This window comes from Stenotrophomonas sp. NA06056, from assembly GCF_013364355.1.
GTDB lineage: Bacteria > Pseudomonadota > Gammaproteobacteria > Xanthomonadales > Xanthomonadaceae > Stenotrophomonas.
The window spans coordinates 629,473-647,465 of sequence record NZ_CP054931.1 but is presented as its reverse complement, the minus strand read 5'-3'; the positions used below and the strand labels follow the sequence as shown (position 1 = coordinate 647,465).

Here is a 17,993-nt window from a genome sequence, read left to right as displayed (position 1 = left end):
CAGAAGGGACAGGGGATCATACCCCCGTTGGAGCGGTCGGACCTGTCGCTATGCTGTCGCAGTGATGCTGCGACCGCACAATTCCATGGCGTATGCGACGTTATCAGAGCACAGCTTCGGCGCTGGCGATGACAGCCGTGGGACGCCTTGAAACGCTGCGGGGCCGTGCCACTGTCGTGACCGGCCCCGCAGTACCACACACCTGGATCAGCCCTTGGCGGGCAGCGCCTCGGCCATCGCCAGCGGCACGGCATCGACCGGCGGCGGCAGTTCGCTTTCGCGACCATCCAGCGCCAGCTTCAGGCGGTCGCGGTCCAGCGCGCCTTCCCAGCGCGAGACCACCACCGTGGCCACCGCGTTGCCGATGAAGTTGGTCAGCGAACGGCACTCGCTCATGAAGCGGTCCACGCCCAGGATCAGCGCCATGCCGGCCACCGGCACTTCCGGCACCACCGCCAGGGTGGCGGCCAGGGTGATGAAGCCGGCACCGGTGACGCCAGCGGCGCCCTTGGAGCTGAGCATCGCCACCAGCAGCAGGGCGATCTGGTGGCCCAGGGTCAGTTCGGTGTTGGTGGCCTGGGCGATGAACAGCGCGGCCAGGGTCATGTAGATGTTGGTGCCGTCCAGGTTGAACGAGTAACCGGTGGGGACCACCAGGCCCACCACCGACTTGCTGCAGCCGGCGCGTTCCATCTTCTCCATCAGCGACGGCAGCGCCGACTCCGACGAGGAGGTGCCCAGCACCAGCAGCAGCTCGGCCTTCAGGTAGCGGGCCAGCTTGAACACCGAGAAGCCACACAGGCGGCAGACCACGCCCAGGATGACCGCCACGAACAGGAAGGCGGTGAGGTAGAACGAGCCGACCAGCCAGGCCAGGTTGACCAGCGAGCCGACGCCGTACTTGCCGATGGTGAAGGCGATGGCACCGAAGGCGCCGATCGGCGCAGCCTTCATCAGGATGTGCACCAGCTTGAACACCGGGGCGACCAGCGCTTCCAGGAAGTTCTGGATCGGCTTGCCCTTCTCGCCCACCGAGGCCAGCGCGATGCCGAACAGCACCGCCACGAACAGCACCTGCAGGATGTTGCCGTCGACGAAGGCACTGAGCAGGGTCTTCGGGATGATGTCCATCAGGAAGCCGACCAGGGTCAGGTCGTGCGACTTCTCGACGTAGCTGTGCACCGCGGTCTGGTCCAGCTCGGCCGGGTTGATGTTCATGCCGGCGCCGGGCTGCACCACGTGCGCCACGATCATGCCGACGATCAGCGCCAGCGTGGAGAAGAACAGGAAGTACGCCATCGCCTTGGCGAACACGCGGCCCACCGTGCGCAGATGGGTCATGCCGGCGATGCCGGTGACGATGGTCAGGAAGATCACCGGGGCGATGATCATCTTCACCAGGTTGATGAAGGCATCGCCGAGCGGCTTCATCTTCTCGCCGATCAGCGGCTCGTAATGGCCAAGGACAGCGCCCAGGACGATCGCCACGATCACCTGGAAATACAGCTGGCGGTAGAGCGGCAGCGGCTTGCTGGGCAGCGCCGGGGCGGTCGGGATGTGCATGGCGGACTCCGGAAGGGGCGTTTTCAGGCACGTACGGCCCCGGAAGTGCACGGGAACCGTTACCGTGGAAACTGACCGCATGCCCCTTGTCTGCAGGCGCAGGGGTGCGACCAATGGACGCCTTTGTACGCGCCACGCACCGCCACGCAGATAACCTATTGGTACTAGCCCCCCGGTTCAGCTGGCTGCGCTGCCTACACTGGCACCGCACCGCTGATCGCAGGGATGCCGGTGGCCCGACCTGAACGGCCGGGCGCGTCATTGCGAAAGTTCCGGCCATTGCGGCCGTTGTTGTCCTGTCCACACGCATTCCGAGAGAGCCGCACCACCCATGCGCCCGATTCCGACCTTGCTGGCCCTGTCGCTGGCCACCCTCCCCGCCTTCGCATCCGCTGCGGATTTCGACAACTGGCCGACCAAGTACACCTTCGGCGACGGCACCGAACTGGCCGCCACCGCCAACATCGCCTACGACTACAACGACTTCTCGTCCGCCAGCGGCATCGAGGATGACGACGCGGTGCGCCGCAAGGAATTCGGCGCGACCCTGAAAAAGAAGGGCGTGTACGACGCGATGGTCTACTACGACTTCCAGGCCGATACCTGGCTGGACGTGTTCGTGCGCTTCGAGAGCAAGGCCTTCTTCGGCCGTGATGTCGGTCGCTTCCGCTTCGGCTACATGAAGACCCCGGTGGGCCTGGACGCGGGCACCTCGTCGCGCGCCGGCAGCTTCCTGGAAACCGCGCTGCCCGTGCAGGCGTTCTACGAAGGCCGTCGCACCGGCGTGGAATGGGTGCTGGAGCGCCCGCAGTACCTGCTGCAGGCCGGCGCCTATGGCGGCAAGGATCTGCAGGGCGACAACCCCGGCACCACCCAGGCGGTGCGTGCGGTGTGGACCCCGGTGAAGGCACCGGGTGACGTAATCCACCTGGGCCTGGCCTATTCGCAGGAAAACCCGCGCGGTTACCACGATGGCCGCGACGTGCATCATGAAGCCAGCGCGCGCCTGCGTGCCCGCCCGGAAGCCGGCCTGACCGACATCCGCCTGGTCGATTCGGGCGCGCTGGTCACTGCCGACCAGATCCGCCGCACCGGCCTGGAAGGCATCTGGATCCGTGGTCCGTTCTCGCTGCAGGCCGAAGCGCTGCAGGCCACCGTCACCCGCAATGACGGCAAGCCCGACTACACCGGCCACGGCCAGTACGCGATGGCCAGCTGGGTGCTGACCGGCGAATCGCGTCCGTACAACGCCGGCGCCGTTGCCAACATCAAGCCGGCACACGACTACGGTGCAGTGGAACTGGTGGCCCGCTACAGCCGCCTGGACCTGGACGACGGCAGCATCCTCGGCGGCCGCCAGCACGACCTGACCCTGGGCGCGAACTGGTACCTGACCAGTCACTTCAAGTTCCAGGCCAACTACGTGAAGGTCGACGCCAGCCGTCGCGGTGTGCACAGCACCCCGGAGATCTTCGAACTTCGCGCGCAGATGCACTTCTGATCCCTTCCACGTGTCAGATCCCGGCGGGCGTGTACACCACGCCCGCCGGCCCTGCGTAGACTGCCGCCATGTACTGGCTCAGCCGCCACCGCCTGCAGTTGCTGACCATTCTGGTGATGGTGGCCGGCACCGTGTTGTGCGCGGTCGCCGCCGGCCACTACGCCTGGCGTCGCGCTCTCGGCACGGAAAGCGCACAGGTACAGCGCCAGCTGCAGCTGTATGGCCAGGGGCTGCAACAGCGCATCGACCGGTTCGGCACCCTGCCGCAGGTGATGGCGCTGGACCCTGATCTGCTGCATGCATTGCAGGTACCGCCCTCGCCTGCCGAGCGGCAACGCCTGAACCTGAAACTGCAGCGTGCCAACCAGGTCACCCGCACCTCGACGCTGACCCTGGTCGGCCGCGATGGCGTGGCCGTGGCCGCCAGCAACTGGGACCAGCCGACCAGCAACGTCGGCGAGGATTACAGCTACCGCCCCTACTACCAGCAAGCACTGGCCCATGGCCGTGGTCGCTTCTACGGCATCGGCATGACCACCGGCGTGCCCGGCTACTTCATGTCCGAGGCCATCCTGGATGCCGACAGCCAGCGCATCGGCGTGATCGTGATCAAGATCGAGCTGTCCGCGCTGGAACAGGAATGGTTGAACAGCCCGGACGTGGTGCTGGCCAGCGACAACCATGACGTGGTGTTCCTGGCCAACCGCGATGCCTGGCGCTATCGCCTGCTGCGCCCGCTCGGCGCGGAAGAACGCAACGAGATGCGCGCGGCGCGTCAGTATGCCGATCGGTCGCTGCAACCGTTGCGCGTGCGCACCGAGGATGTGCTGGCCGACGGCGGGCGCATGGTGCGTCTGCTCGACCCGGCACTGCCGCAGGCAATGCTGTGGCAGACCCTGGCGCTGCCCGACGAAGACTGGAGCCTGCATCTGCTGCACGACGCCAGCGCGGCCACCAGCGCGGGCCGAGGCGCCGCAATCGCCGGCGCGGCCGCATGGTTGGCGCTGGGATTCCTGGTGTTGTTCGTGCAGCAACGGCGCCGCCTGTCCAAGCATCGCCAGCGCAGCCGGCGCGAGCTGGAAACCCTGCTCAAGCAGCACGCGCAGGAGCTGCGCACCGCCCAGGACGGCCTGCTGGAAGCCGCCACCGATGCCGACGTTGGTTTGAGCCGCAGCCTCGAACATCTGCCGCAGGGCGTGGTGGTGATCGACAGGGAGCAGCGTCTGGTAGCGTGGAATTCGCGCTATCTGGAGCTGTTCCGCTTCCCGGCGGGACTGGTAAGGGTGGGTCGCCCGATCGAAGAACTGTTCCGTTTCAACGCACGTCGTGGCCTGTTGGGCCCCGGCCCGATCGACGAAGCCATCGAACGTCGCCTGACCCATCTGCGCAGCGGCCGCCCGCACATGCGCGAGAGCGAAAAAGACGACGGCACGGTGCTGGAGATCCGCGGCAACCCGCTGCCCGACGGAGGCTTCGTCACCAGCTATGCCGACATCACCAGCTACAAGAACGCCGCGCGTGAACTTCGCTCGCTGGCCGATGCGCTGGAGCATCGCGTGGCCGAGCGCACCCAGGATCTGGACGAAGCCCGCCGCGAGGCCGAACAGGCCAACCGCTACAAGACCCGCTTCGTGGCCTCGGCGGTGCACGACCTGCTGCAACCGCTCAATGCCGCGCGCATGTTCGTGTCAGTGCTGCGCGGCAAGCTGAGCGACCCGGCGCAGCAGCAGACCAGCGACCACATCGATGCCGCGCTGGCGGCACAGGATGCGATTCTCAACAGCCTGCTGGACATCGCGCGGCTGGAATCGGGCAGCTTGCCCACGCGCGTGCAGGCGTTCCGGCTGGGGCCATTGCTGCAGGCGCTGGCGCGCGAATCCGGCATTGGCGCGCAGGCGCGCGGGCTGCGCGTGGACTGGGTGGATACCGATGCGGTGGTGGTCAGTGACGAAGCACTGCTGCGCCGCATCCTGCAGAATTTCCTGTCCAATGCGGTGCGCTACAGCGAGCGCGGCCGCGTACTGATCGGCTGCCGCCGCCGCGACGGACTGTTGTGGATCGAAGTGCACGACCAGGGTCCAGGCATTCCCGACGCCCTGCAGGTCGAGATCTTCGAGGAGTTCCGGCGCCTGCACGATGGTCAGCAGCGTGGCGCTGGTCTGGGCTTGGCAATCGTGGACCGTATCGGCCGCCTGCTTGGCCACCCGATCGCGCTGCGCTCGCAGCTGGGTCGGGGCAGCGTGTTCGCGGTGGGTGTTCCGCTTGGCGAGGCCGGTGCCATTCCGGCCATTGCACCCGCTCCGGTCGTCGTGCAGGAACCGGCTGCAGACAATCCGCTGCGTGGGCGTCGGGTGTGGGTGATCGACGACGATCCGCACGTGTGTGCAGCCAGCCGCGCATTGCTGGAACGATGGGGTTGCGAGGTGGTGCTGGCCGACGGGCCGCAGGCGGCATTGCAGTTGGCCGCGACAGAAACGGTGCCGGAACTGGTGCTGCTGGATGTGCGCATGGGCGATCACCACGGGCCCGTGTTGTACGAGACCTTGGCGGAGTTGTGGGCGGCTCGCCCACCGGTGGTGCTGGTGACTGCCGAGCGCGATGCGGGGTTGCGCGAGATGGCCGCCGAGCGCGGTTGGGGGATGATGGCCAAGCCGGTGAAGCCGCCGGCGCTGCGGGCGTTGATGAGTCAGTTGTTGATCCGCCATCGCGGGTGATTTCCAGCCAACGGCGCAGCCCCTCGTGGGTGTTGGTTGATCGCGGAAAGCCGGGTTACTGAGGGCTGGCCGGGTGGGTGGGTACTGCGGGGACGCCGTGAACCCGTCCATGGGGGCTTGGCCGCGGCATCCATGCCGCGGACACCCCGCACTACCCACCCACCCGGCCGCTGACAGGTTCCGGGTGTTCCCCACCCACGGAGAAGAAAAAGAAGATCAAGAGCGGGTCGCGGCGCTGCGCTTGCTCGTGTAGAGCCGAACCCATGCTCGGCTTCGCGGACCGGCCGGAAAGCAGCCGAGCGTGGGCTCGGCTCTACAAAAAGCGGCCTGACAGGCTGCTTTTGCTTTTGATCTTCTTTTTCTCTTCCGTGGGTGGACGAACACGGAACCTGTCCGTGGCCGTGTAGGTGGGCTGCGCAGGGGCGTGAGCCGCATGGATGCGGCGACCGAGCTTACATGGACGTACTTGCAGCGCCCCCTGCGCAGCCCACCTGCACGGCCCCGCCCATGAACTGCTCCACGTGTCCATCCACGAGGGGCTATGCCGTTGGCTGGAACTACAACCCGATGCCCGCGTCGCCTTCCGGCTCCAGCGCCTTCACCAGCACTGCCGCCTGCGTGCGGCTGTGGCATTCGAGCTTCTTCAGGATCGCAGTGACGTGCACCTTCACCGTGTTCTCGGCCAGGCCCAGCGTGTAGGCGATCTGCTTGTTGAGCAGGCCATCGGCCAAGCACAGCAGCACCCGGAACTGCTGCGGCGTCAGCTGCGCCAGGCGGCTGGCCAGCAGTGCATCGGCCTCGGAACGTTCGGCCGCCATCGCCGGGAACCACAGACCGCCGTCGAGCACCGCCTGCACCGCCTCGCCGATGGTCTCGGCAGGCGCGGACTTGGGAATGAAACCGGCCGCGCCGAACTGCTGCGCGCGGCGGATCACCCGCGGATGATCGTTGGAGGACAGGATCACCACCGGAATGTCCGGGTGCGAACCGCGCACGTGCAGCAACGCGGAAAACCCATGCGCACCCGGCATGGTCAGGTCCAGCAGCACCAGATCCACATCAGCCTGTGCGTCCAGCGCCGCCGCCAGTGCTTCGGCACTGGCCACCTCGCGCACCTGCGCCAGCGGCAGGCTCTGCCGCAAGGACTGCACCACCGCCGAACGCAGCAGCGGATGGTCATCGGCGATCAGGATGGTGTATTCGCTCATGCCCACATTGTACGGGCAGCAAACCGCATCCGCCGGGCATGGCCCGGCGCTACCAGCACATCAGCGCCCTGCCGGCTCCACGCTGCTGCGCCAGGCGTCGAGGAACTGGCGGCGCTTGAGCGCGTCCAGGTACACCAGCAGGCCAGGCCCAAGCTGGATCGGGCGGCGGCTGCGGCCCGGGGCATCGTCGGCGCGCGCGTTGCCGGTCACGATCGGCATCAACCGCGCCTCGCGTGACAGCACCTGCTGGCCGCGCGGCGACAGCAGATAGTCGAGGAAGCGGCGCGCTTCCTCCGGGTGTGGGCCGGTGCGCGGAATCACCGCGGTGCGCAGCACCACCAGCGTGTAGTCCTCGGGCTCGACGATGGCCAGCGGTGCACCCGCATCGATGCGCGCCTGCGCATACGAACCCAGTACGTTGTAGACCAGCGACAACTGGCCGCTGGCCACCTGGTCCAGCAGCACCCCGGTGCGCTCCTCGCGTACCACATCGTTGTCGCCAAGTGCGCCCAGCAATGCGCCGGCGATGCTGCCGCGCTGCGCGTCCTGGGTGGCCAGCAGGTAGCCGACGCTGCTGCGCTCGATGTCATAGGTGCCGACCCGGCCGCGCAACGGCGCGCCTTCGGCACGCAGGCGGTCGAGCAGCTGGCGGCGCGTGTGCGGCACCTTCGCCGCCGGCAGCGCGCGGGTGTTGTAGACCATCACCACCGGCTCGTAGCTGATGCCGAAGGCCTCGTTGCGCCACTGCGCCCAGGCCGGCAGCGCAGCGGTCTGCGCCGAGCGGTGCGGCAATGCGTGGCCGTCATTGACCAGCTTGGTCTGCAGGTCCATGCCGCTGGAAATCAGCAGGTCCGGCGAGGCCGATCCGGCGCGGTCGTGCAGGTAACGCGTGTACAGGTCCTGGGTGATGATGTCCTCGTACACCACCTCGGTGCCCGGATGCAGGCGCTGGTAGTCGGCGATGACCACCGCGAACACTTCAATGTCTGTGGTGCCGTGGATGCGCAGCTGCGCGGTGGTCTTTCCCTGCGCCGGGAAACGGCGCACCTCGCCGGGCGCGGCCAGCACCGGCAGGGCCAGCAACAGGACAACGACAGCGGCGAACAGGCGGATCATGTGCTGCTCCGGGGCAGGCGGATGGTGGCGACCAGGCCGCCCAGTGGTCGGTTGCTGAGATCGATCTGGCCACCATGGCTGTCGACCACCCGCTTGACGATGGCCAGGCCGAGACCCGCACCGCCGGAGGGCGCGCCCTCGCCCCGCGCGAAACGCTCGAACACGCGTTCGGCATCGGCAGCGGCGATGCCCGTGCCGTGGTCGGCGATGGTCAGCACGGCCTGCCCGCCCTCGGCGGTCAGCGCGATCTGCAAGGGACCTTCGCCGCCGTACTTCAGCGCGTTGTCGACCAGATTCTTGATGGCTTCGCGCAGCAGCAGCGCGTCACCGTGCACATGCACCGGTTCGGCCGTCATCGCCAGCTGTACGCGCGGGGCGGGCCCGGCCTGCGGCAGCGCTTCGTGCAGCGCCTGGTGCACGGTTTCGGCCAGGTCCACGGTGGCGAAGCGCTGCAGATGTGATCGATGGATCACGCTGGCATCGCTGAGCAGCTGGTTGAGCAGGCGGCTCATGTGGGTGGCGTTGCGTTCGATCGCCAGCAGGCTGCGCCGCATGTCCTGCGGATCGTCGTCGTCCAGCGCCAGCTGCGCCTGCGCACGCAGCGCGGCCAACGGCGTGCGCATCTGGTGCGCGGCCTCGGCCATGAAGGCACGCAGGGTTTCATTGCTGCTGGACAGGCGCTCCATGAAACGGTTCAGCGCTGCCACCATCTGGTCCATCTCACGCGGCACGCGCGCATCCAGCGGTTTCAGATCGGATGGCTCGCGGCGCGACAGCTCGCGCTCGACCCGCACCAGCGGGCGAAACGCACGGTGCACGCCGAAGGCCACCAGTGCCAGCAACAGGCCGGACAGCACGCCGATCGCAAGCAGCGCGCGGTTGACCAGTTCCTGGGCCACCGCTTCGCGTGCACGCCGGGTCTGCCCCACCTGCACCTGCACCTCGCCCTGCGCGGAGGCAGCGGCAAAGCTACGGCCAACCACCACGAAACGCACGGTCTCGCCACTGTAGGGCGCATCGAACAGCTGTGGTTGCGTGCCCGGCCGGCGCGGCGACGCTGGCAGGTCGCCGTAGCCGGTGATCAGGTTGCCGCGGCTGTCGGCGACCCGGTAGAACACGCGGTCTTCCGGTGCCATCGCCAGCAGGTCCAGCGCGGCATAGGGAAGGTCCACCTGCCACTGGCCATCCACCAGTGCCACCGAATCGGCGATCGACAGGGCCGAGGACACCAGCAGGTGGTCGTAGGAGCGATTGGCCGCGCGTTGGCCGTAGTCGCGTGCGGCAAACAACAGCGCCACCGCGAACACCGCCAGCAATGCGCCCAGGTACAGCAGCAGGGTGCGCCGCAGCGAGCCAGGCGCGGCGCCTGCGCTGCGCGCGTCAGCCATCGGTGTCGGTGCTGTCATCGCTGGCATCCAGCAGGTAGCCGACACCGCGCACCGTGGTGATCCGCAGCGGCGCGCTTGCCAGCTTCCTGCGCAGGCGACCGACATACAGCTCGATGGCGTTCGGCCCCGCTTCGTCATCGAAGCCGAACAGGCCGTTGCCGATCTCATCCTTGCCGACGACCTGGCCCATGCGCCCTACCAGGATCTCCAGCAGGCGGTATTCGCGGTTGGGCAGTTCGATCGGCTCGCCATCCAGGGTCACCCGGTGCGCAGCGTTGTCGAACTGGAACCCGCCGATCTGCACCACTTCACTGGCCTGCCCGCGTGCACGTCGCAGCAGCACCCGGCAACGCGCCTCGAACTCGCGGAAGTCGAACGGCTTGCCCAGATAGTCGTCAGCGCCGACATCGAGCGCCTGCACGCGGTCTTCGATGCCATCGCGTGCGGTCAGCATCAGCACGGGGGTGCTGTCGCCGCGCTCGCGCATGCCGGCCAGCACGCGCAGGCCGTCCAGCTTGGGCAGGCCGATATCCAGCACCACCAGGTCGAAACTCTGGTAACGCAGCACGCTGGCGGCGGCCAGGCCATCGGCCTGCCAGTCCACCGCGTGACCACTGCGACGCATGCGACGGATGATCGCATCGGCCAGGTCCGGGTTGTCTTCGACCAGCAGCAGGCGCATGGGCGGGGGCGTGTGAGGGGAAACGAATGCTACCGCATGGCGCAGGGTCCGCCCGCCGGTCATGGACCGGCGCTACCGGGATACACCGCATGCGTGGCGCAGGGCCGTGCCCGGCGGTCTTTTACGCTGCAGTGCACAAACCGCTGACAGGACGATGACAGCTTGCGCGACACAGACTGCGGCCGCGCACCGTCCGGTGCCCACGATTGCCGCGCGCCTGGCGTGCACCTGGGAGGGTTTGTGGAATTGAGCATTGCCTGGCGGCGTTCTGCCGCCATGATGGCCCTGGCTGCGCTGGCCGCGCCGGCCTTCGCCGAAGACGAGCGTCCGGTGACCGCCACGGTCGGCGGCCGCCTGCACCTGGACTTCGCCACCTTCGACAACGACAACCGGGGTACGCCGAACAAGGACGACACCGAGATCCGTCGTGCCTGGGTTGACGTTTCAGGCAAGTTCTTCGTGGTCGACTACAAGCTGGAAGCCGATTTCTCCGGCGACCGTGTCGAGGCCAAAGACGTCTATTTGAGCCGCAGCTTCGGCGATGCCGGCCGGCTCACCGTGGGCCAGTTCAAGCAGTATTTCTCGCTGGACGACCGTACCGGTTCCAACTACGGCAGCTTCCTGGAGCGCGGCAACGCCGGCACCACGTTGGCGCCGCTGTACCGGTTGGGCGCGTCCTGGCAGGCCAATCCGGGCGATTTCACCTGGGCAGCCAGCGTGTACAGCCTGGAGAGCATCGACGCGTGGCAGGTGAAGGGCCGCGCCGCAGGTGGCCGCGTCACCTGGGCACCCTCGCCTGCCGATGGCGACGTGCTGCATCTGGGCCTGTCGCTGGCCCGCGAGGCCTATGACAACCCGGGCGGCAACGGCACGCCAGGCCTGAAGATCCGTCCGCGCCCGGCCGGCCATCTGTCCGACGAGAGCCGCCTGACCCTGGTCGATTTCTCCGCTGGCCGCGATACCGACGTCAACAAGTGGTCGCTGGAATATGCGCAGGTGCGCGGCCCGCTGTCATGGCAGGGCGAGTTCAGCGGCGCCACCTTCGATGATGGTGCGCAGCGCGGTGACGTGATGGCCGCCTACGGCATGCTCAGCTGGTTCGTCACCGGCGAGAGCCGCGCCTACGACCGCAAGACCGGCCGCTTCGCCCGGGTCAAGAACATCCGCCACAAGGCCGGCGCCTTCGAAGTGGCCCTGCGCTACGACCAGATGTGGGGCGCACAGCACCTGGATGGCCAACCCGACCTGCGCCGCGGCAGCACCGAAGGCTGGACGCTGGGCGGCAACTGGTACCTGCGCGACAACCTGCGCTTCATGCTCAACGTGATCGAAAGCCGCAACCGCGACCGCCTGGCCGGCACCACGGTGGACCGCACCCGCGCGGTCACCGGGCGCCTGCAGTTCGATTTCTAAGCGCGTTTTTCCCGGGCGCGCACGCTCCCGGGCCCCTTCCACGTCCCACGTCCTGTTTCCTCTAGGAGTCCGCAGATGATGCTGAGCATCCTCGGCTTTGGCATGGTCATTACGTTCATGTACTTGATCATGAGCAAACGACTGTCGCCACTCGTTGCCCTGATCACCATTCCCATCATCTTCGCTCTGATCGGTGGCTTCGCTGCCGGCATCGACGAAATGATGCTGGAAGGCATCAAGAAGATCGCGCCGACCGGCGTGATGCTGATGTTCGCCATCCTCTACTTCGGCGTGATGATCGATGCGGGCCTGTTCGATCCGCTGGTGCGGATCATCCTGCGCTTCGTCAAGGGCGACCCGATGAAGATCGTGCTTGGCACCGCCGTACTGGCGATGCTGATCTCGCTCGACGGCGATGGTTCGACCACCTACATGATCACCGTCTCGGCCATGCTGCCGCTGTACCAGCGGCTGGGCATGAACGCGCTGAACATGACCTGCGTGACCATCCTCGCCGGTGGCGTGATGAACCTGACGCCGTGGGGCGGCCCGACCGCACGCGCGGCCACCGCGCTGCACGTGGATCCGGCCGATGTGTTCGTACCGCTGATTCCGTCGATGGTGATCGCCTGCGCTGGCGTGCTGCTGCTGGCCTGGTACCTGGGCCTGAAGGAGCGCCGTCGCCTCGGCGTCGTGACGCTGCCCAAGGGTGGTAGTTGGATGGACAACAGCGTGTCCGACGACGGCAACACGCTGCCGACCGTGGAAGATGCCGAAGACACCAAGCGCCCCAGGCTGCTGTGGGTGAACCTGGCGCTGACCGTGGCCCTGATGAGCGCACTCATCATCGGTGTGCTGCCGATGCCGGTGCTGTTCATGATCGGCTTTGCCATCGCGCTGGTGATCAACTACCCGAACCTGGCCGAACAGCGCCGTCGCGTGGTCAGCCATGCCGGCAGCGTGCTGTCGGTGGTGGCGCTGATCTTCGCCGCGGGCATCTTCACCGGCATCCTCAACAACACCGGCATGGTCGAAGCGATGTCGCACAGCTTCCTCGCGATCATCCCCGACAGCTGGGGCCCGTATCTCGCCGTGATCACCGCCGTGGCGTCGATGCCGTTCACCTTCTTCATGTCCAACGACGCGTTCTACTTCGGCGTGCTGCCGATCCTGTCCGAGGCAGCCGGCAACTACGGCATCACGCCGGTGGAAATGGCGCGCGCCTCGCTGGCCGGCCAGCCGGTGCACCTGCTCAGCCCGCTGGTGCCGTCCACCTATCTGCTGGTGGGGCTGGCCAAGGTCGAATTCGCCGACCACCAGAAGTTCACCCTGAAGTGGGCGATCGCCATTTCGTTGTTGCTGATGATCGGCGGCCTGTTGTTCGGGCTTTACCCCTTCACGACCTGATTCCCTTACCAAGGAGCCTTCTGCAATGACGCTTCGAATCGCTTACGTCACCAGCGGGATGGGCAGTGTGGGCACTGCCATCTGCCAGAGCCTGGCCCGTTCCGGCCATACCGTGGTCGCTGGCTGCGCACCCAACTCGCCGCGCAAGGCCAACTGGCTGCGCGAGCAGCGCGAACAGGGCTTTGATTTCATCGCCTCCGAAGGCAACGCGACCGATTGGGCGTCGACCACGGCGGCCTTCGCCAAGGTGCGTGCCGAGGTCGGCGAAGTCGATGTTCTGGTCAACAACTCCGGCGGCAGCCGCGACCTGCTGTTCCGGCAGATGACGGTGGAGGACTGGAATGCAGTGATCGCCTCCAACCTCAACTCGCTGTTCAACCTGACCAAGCAGGTGGTTGATGGCATGGCCACGCGCGGCTGGGGCCGCATCATCAACATTGGTTCGGTCAGCGCCCACAAGGGCCAGATCGGCCAGGTGAACTACGCCACGGCAAAGGCCGCGATGCATGGTTTCAGCCGCGCGTTGGCGGCTGAAGTCGCCTCGCGTGGGGTCACCGTCAACACGCTGTCGCCGGGCTACATCGCCAGCCAGGCGATCAGCAGCTTCCCGCCGGATGTGCTGGACCGCTTGGCCGCGTCGGTGCCGGTGCGGCGCCTGGGTCGCCCGGAAGAAGTGGCCGGCCTGTGTGCCTGGCTGGCTTCGGATGAAGCCTCCTACGTGACCGGTGCCGATTATCCGGTCAACGGTGGCCTGTACATGGGGTAGCCCTTCTCCACGCAGGGCGCGGATCTACGTCCCTCCCCCGGTAGATTCACGCCCTGCGCGGATTCCCCCACGACGTCGTTCGTTGGTTTTCCGTAAACAAGGTTTCATGTTCCCTTCGCATAGTGGCCATGCACCGCGCCCCAGGCCGGTGATCACCCCCCATGCAATGGACCATCATGCAGACCCGATATCTGACGATCGCCGTGGCGATCGCGCTTTCCGCCGCCAGCGCCCACGCCGCTGAAGCCACCGACGCCACCGCCGATATCGCGCTGAGCGCGCAGACGCTGGATACCGTCTCGGTCATCGGCCAGGGCGAGACCCGCCAGGTGCAGCGCATCACCACTGTCGACAAGCAGGTGCTGCCGCCGGGTACCAGCGGCCAGAAGATCCTCGACCGCCTGCCCGGCGTGTCGGTGCAGTCCAACGATGCCTTCGGTGCCAATGAAGAATCGCAGACCATCAGCCTGCGCGGCTTCGACAAGAGCCGCCTCGGCTACACGCTGGACGGCATCCCGCTGGGCGACAACAGCTACGGCAACTACAACGGCCTGAGCATCGCCCGTGCACTGATCGCCGAGAACCTGGCCGGCGCGGAACTGTCGCAGGGCATCGGTTCGCTGGGCGTGGCCTCGACCAGCAACCTGGGCGGCACCATCCAGTATTTCTCGATGGATCCGTCCACCGAGTTCGGTGGCCGCGCCAGCATCACCGTCGGCGACGACAACCAGCGTCGCGGCTACCTGCGCGTGGATACCGGCGACATCAACGGCTTCTCGGCCTATGTCTCCGGCGTGCACCAGGACCAGGACATGTGGGCCGCGCCGTACCAGAACCAGACCACCCGCCAGTTCAATGCCAAGGCGGTGTGGAACGTGGGCGACAACCGCTTCGGCGCCTTCGTCGCGACCTCGCGTGCCAGCCAGGCCAACTACGCCTACCTGTCCAAGGACATGCTGGCGCGCGGGCTGGGCTACGACTGGAATATCTACGCGCCGGACTGGGACCGCGCCGTTGCGGCCGCGTACTGCGCACCGGGCACCTACAACAAGGCGCGCTGTGCCTTCAGCGGCGGCGTCAACAGCATCGATGATGCGTACTACCAGAGCCGTGCATTGCGCGACGACAACCTGTACTCGGTTGACGCCGACATCCGCCTGGGTGAGCAGGGTCGCCTGAAACTGCTGGGCTACCACCACGAGAACCGTGGCCAAGGCCACTGGTGGGCACCGGGCCAGCCGTCCTACCCGGGCACCGACAAGATGCTGCCGATCTCGATCCGCAGCACCAACTACACCATCAACCGCGACGGCATTACCGCAGCGCTGTCGTGGACGCTGGGCATCCACGAACTGGAAGCCGGCGTGTGGTACGAGCAGAACGACCATAACGTCTCGCGCAACTTCTACTACATCAGCGGCCCGTTCCTGGACGACCTGTACCTGCAGAACCCGGACCGCCGCCTGTTCAATCAGGACTTCGACATCCGTACCCGCCAGTTCTACGTACAGGACCGGATGCGCTTCCTCGACCAGCGCCTGACCGTAGATGTGGGCATCAAGAGCCCGAACACGCGGATGACTGCCAAGGCCCAGCCGGGCATGGAAACCAGCATCGCCTCGGGCACGCTGACCGCCAAGGAATCGGTGCTGCCGCAGCTGGGCGTGGGCTTCAAGCTCAACGCCAACAATGAAGTGTTCGCTTCGTACGCCGAGAACATCGCGGCCTTCGTCGGCGGCGGCAGCGGCGGTCCGCTGCAGGTGTCGCCGGAATCGTTCGCAGCCAGCGCTGGTCTGGAGCCGGAGAAGTCCAAGAGCCTGGAAGCCGGCTTCCGTACCTTCGGTGAGAAATACCAGGCCTCGATCGCGGCCTACAACGTGAAGTTCGACAACCGTCTGCTGTCGTTGAACCCGTGCTCGAGCATCGAAGTCGGTACGCGTCCGGAGTGCGTGACGCGCTTCATCAACGTCGGCTCGGTGAAGAGCCACGGTGCCGAGCTGACCTTCATCCTCAAGCCGGTCGATGGCCTGCAGTGGTACAACGCGCTGTCCTGGAACAAGACCACCTACGAGGATGACTACACCTCGGGCGGTGCAATCGTACCGGTGGCCGGCAAGATCACCGTGGATACGCCGCAGCGCATGGCCTCCAGTGAAATCAGCTGGAACCGCGATGGTTTCTTCGCCAGCCTGCGCGCCAAGTACACCGGCAAACGCTACTACACCTACACCAACGACCAGTCGGTGCCGGGCGTGACCACCTTCGATGCGGGCGCCGGCTACGACTTCGGCCCGGGCATGGGCCTGCGCAACGTGCGGGTGTCGTTGAACGCGACCAACCTGACCAACAAGCGCTATGCGGGCCAGCTGAGTTCGTTCGCGCCGACCGATCCGAAGGGCACGCGGTATGCGATCCATGCGAGTGCGCCGCGGCAGGTGTTCATGACGGTGGCGGCGGAGTTCTAAGTCAGAAGCGGGCGCTGCGGCGCGTTGATTGTTCCTGCATGGCGGGGGTAGGCAGGCCCATGCAGGACACGCCGTAAACCCGTCCTTGGGGGCTCGATGGCGCCATCCATGGCGCCAACGGTCCTGCATGGGCCTGCCTACCCGCGCTCGACAATTCCCTGCGCCGGCGCGGAGGCAATGGAAAGCAAGAGCAAGAGCAAGAGCAAAGAGCCGGGCATTGCCCGGCTCTTTGCTTTTCAAGCGCAATCCCTTCGGCGCGGTGATGTGCTGCCGCCCGCGCGGGAATCTGTCTGGCGGCGGTGGGGCACCCTGGCCAGGACCGTGAGGCGCATGGATGCGCCGATCGAGCCCCCATGGATGGGTTTACGGCGTGTCCTGGCCAGGGTGCCCCACCGCCGCCCAGCGATATCAATCAAGGCGCCAGCGCTTCATCCCGCCAACGCATTTCATTCCGGCGCCAGCTGGTCCATCCGGATGCGGTTGGCGAACAGCGAGAACGCCAGCATGCCGGCCAGACCGTTCGCCCGGCTCATCCAGTGCGGCAGCCAACGCGGCGGCTTCAACACGCCCGATTCGAACAGCGGCGCGAACGCGATCGCATCGGTCAGGCTCATCTTGCCGGCAAACAGCCAACGGCAGACCTGCAGGCGATCCTCGGCCAGCATGTGGCGGAAGAAGGTGTGCACCGACACCAGCCCGCGCAGGTACACCGTGTCCTTGGTGAAGGCCAGGCCACCGCTCGGCGGCACACCGCGGAACACCCGCTGCGCCGAGGCGAAGCTCTCTTCCGGGTTCTGCCCGGCATCGCAGAAGTAGCGGAACACTTCGATGAAATCGGCGCCTTCGCGTGCCATCGCGATCGCCTCGGTACGCAAGCTGATGCGCTTCAGTCGCTCGATGTCGATACTGCCGGTGATCTGCTCGGCGAATGTCGCCAGTCCTTCCTGGGTGGCTGTTACCCGTGGCGATGACAATCCGAGGCTGGGCAGTACCGGCTGCTCGCGTCCGTTCAAGGCGGTCAGCGAATGCACCAGCGCTTCGTGGTGGAACAGCTGCGCGCGGTCGTAGGCGCTGAAACGCGCGCTGGTACGCAGGCGGATACGGGTCGGTCCGGCCGCCGCCTTGGAAACCAGCTCCGGGTCCAGCTGCACTTGGATGATGCGTGATTCGAAGAACGCATCGAGGTCATTCTGCAACTGCAACTGCAGGGCGATCGCCGATACCGGCACCTGCTCTTCCGGTGCCAGCAGTTCGTGATCCAGTTCGGCAGCAATCTGGATGAAGTGGCGCGCTGCATCGCGCGTGCTCGGTCCGTTGCCGGGCAACGGTTGCTCGGGTGATCCGAACAACTGCACCGAACAGGCATCCACGGCCGCGGTGCCGAGGCCTTCCAGCAGCTGCGCGGCCAGATCCCAGCTCTGCGCGGACTGCCGCACGTAATGGCCCAGCGGATGGGTTTCATCGCACTCGGCAGCAAGTGCCGCCAGCGCGCGACGCTCATCGCTGAAATCCAGCTTCGGGTAGTCGACCACCGGCAGCTTCGGCTGACCGCGGGCAACACTCTCCAGGAAGGGGGTCTGCAGGGTCGCTGGCCAACTGGTGAGGCCCAGCAGGCGGATGCCTCCTACGGCCTCGACCAGGCGCGCATCGAGCGCTGCATGGTGGGCCACGTCACGGTCGAGCGTCGCGGTCGGTTCCATGGGCGGACTATAGCGCCCTGCCCTTGCTTTGGTAGGTGCCAACCTTGGTTGGCACCGCTATGCATCCGCG

12 protein-coding genes are annotated in these 17,993 nt (G+C 66.6%); 6 read left to right on the top strand and 6 right to left on the bottom strand.

Going from position 1 to position 17,993, the window contains the following annotated elements; translation table 11 throughout:
• Positions 1 to 207: 207 nt before the first annotated feature.
• On the bottom strand, positions 208 to 1,563 hold the full coding sequence (locus HUT07_RS02880; protein WP_176019652.1) for a dicarboxylate/amino acid:cation symporter: 1,356 nt from the start codon (positions 1,561 to 1,563) through the stop codon (positions 208 to 210).
• Positions 1,564 to 1,894: 331 nt separating this feature from the next.
• On the opposite strand from HUT07_RS02880, the gene HUT07_RS02875 reads away from it, so the two are divergent.
• Together HUT07_RS02875 and HUT07_RS02870 are read left to right on the top strand one after the other, a co-directional pair.
• Positions 1,895 to 3,064 carry a porin gene (locus HUT07_RS02875; RefSeq protein ID WP_176019651.1) on the top strand — a complete coding sequence of 390 codons (1,170 nt, stop codon included), beginning with the start codon at positions 1,895 to 1,897 and terminating at the stop codon, positions 3,062 to 3,064.
• 68 nt (positions 3,065 to 3,132) lie between these two features.
• Positions 3,133 to 5,778, top strand: a complete 2,646-nt coding sequence (locus HUT07_RS02870) for a PAS-domain containing protein (RefSeq protein WP_176019650.1) — start codon at positions 3,133 to 3,135, stop codon at positions 5,776 to 5,778.
• A gap of 557 nt (positions 5,779 to 6,335) precedes the next feature.
• On the opposite strand, the gene HUT07_RS02865 is transcribed toward HUT07_RS02870, so the two are convergent.
• Genes HUT07_RS02865 through HUT07_RS02850 form a run of 4 tightly spaced genes read right to left on the bottom strand, consistent with a single transcriptional unit; the run spans position 6,336 to position 10,172 of the window.
• Positions 6,336 to 6,986, bottom strand: a complete 651-nt coding sequence (locus HUT07_RS02865) for a response regulator transcription factor (RefSeq protein ID WP_176019649.1) — start codon at positions 6,984 to 6,986, stop codon at positions 6,336 to 6,338.
• A 60-nt stretch (positions 6,987 to 7,046) separates the two neighbouring features.
• Positions 7,047 to 8,102, bottom strand: coding sequence for an ABC transporter substrate-binding protein (locus tag HUT07_RS02860; protein ID WP_176019648.1), 1,056 nt, complete (start codon positions 8,100 to 8,102; stop codon positions 7,047 to 7,049).
• Positions 8,099 to 9,490: a sensor histidine kinase gene (locus tag HUT07_RS02855; protein WP_176022462.1), complete on the bottom strand. Its 1,392-nt coding sequence runs from the start codon at positions 9,488 to 9,490 to the stop codon at positions 8,099 to 8,101. The genes HUT07_RS02860 and HUT07_RS02855 overlap by 4 nt, the downstream gene beginning before the upstream one ends.
• The gene (locus HUT07_RS02850; protein WP_176019647.1) at positions 9,483 to 10,172 is read right to left on the bottom strand and encodes a response regulator transcription factor; all 690 of its coding nucleotides are present in this window, start codon (positions 10,170 to 10,172) and stop codon (positions 9,483 to 9,485) included. Before HUT07_RS02850 ends, HUT07_RS02855 begins: the two co-directional genes overlap by 8 nt.
• A 276-nt stretch (positions 10,173 to 10,448) precedes the next feature.
• On the opposite strand from HUT07_RS02850, the gene HUT07_RS02845 reads away from it, so the two are divergent.
• The 4 genes from HUT07_RS02845 to HUT07_RS02830 all read left to right on the top strand — a co-directional run bounded on the left by HUT07_RS02845 (position 10,449) and on the right by HUT07_RS02830 (position 16,223).
• Entirely contained in the window at positions 10,449 to 11,585 is a 1,137-nt protein-coding gene (locus tag HUT07_RS02845) for a porin (RefSeq protein ID WP_176022461.1), read from the top strand.
• A gap of 78 nt (positions 11,586 to 11,663) precedes the next feature.
• Complete coding sequence (locus HUT07_RS02840) at positions 11,664 to 12,992, top strand: CitMHS family transporter (RefSeq protein WP_089238097.1); 1,329 nt, start codon at positions 11,664 to 11,666, stop codon at positions 12,990 to 12,992.
• 25 nt (positions 12,993 to 13,017) lie between these two features.
• Complete coding sequence (gene phbB / locus HUT07_RS02835) at positions 13,018 to 13,758, top strand: acetoacetyl-CoA reductase (protein ID WP_025874115.1); 741 nt, start codon at positions 13,018 to 13,020, stop codon at positions 13,756 to 13,758.
• A 176-nt stretch (positions 13,759 to 13,934) separates the two neighbouring features.
• Positions 13,935 to 16,223 carry a TonB-dependent receptor gene (locus tag HUT07_RS02830; protein ID WP_176019646.1) on the top strand — a complete coding sequence of 763 codons (2,289 nt, stop codon included), beginning with the start codon at positions 13,935 to 13,937 and terminating at the stop codon, positions 16,221 to 16,223.
• A 446-nt stretch (positions 16,224 to 16,669) separates the two neighbouring features.
• On the opposite strand, the gene HUT07_RS02825 is transcribed toward HUT07_RS02830, so the two are convergent.
• Positions 16,670 to 17,923, bottom strand: coding sequence for a flavohemoglobin expression-modulating QEGLA motif protein (locus HUT07_RS02825; protein ID WP_176019645.1), 1,254 nt, complete (start codon positions 17,921 to 17,923; stop codon positions 16,670 to 16,672).
• Positions 17,924 to 17,993: the final 70 nt, after the last annotated feature.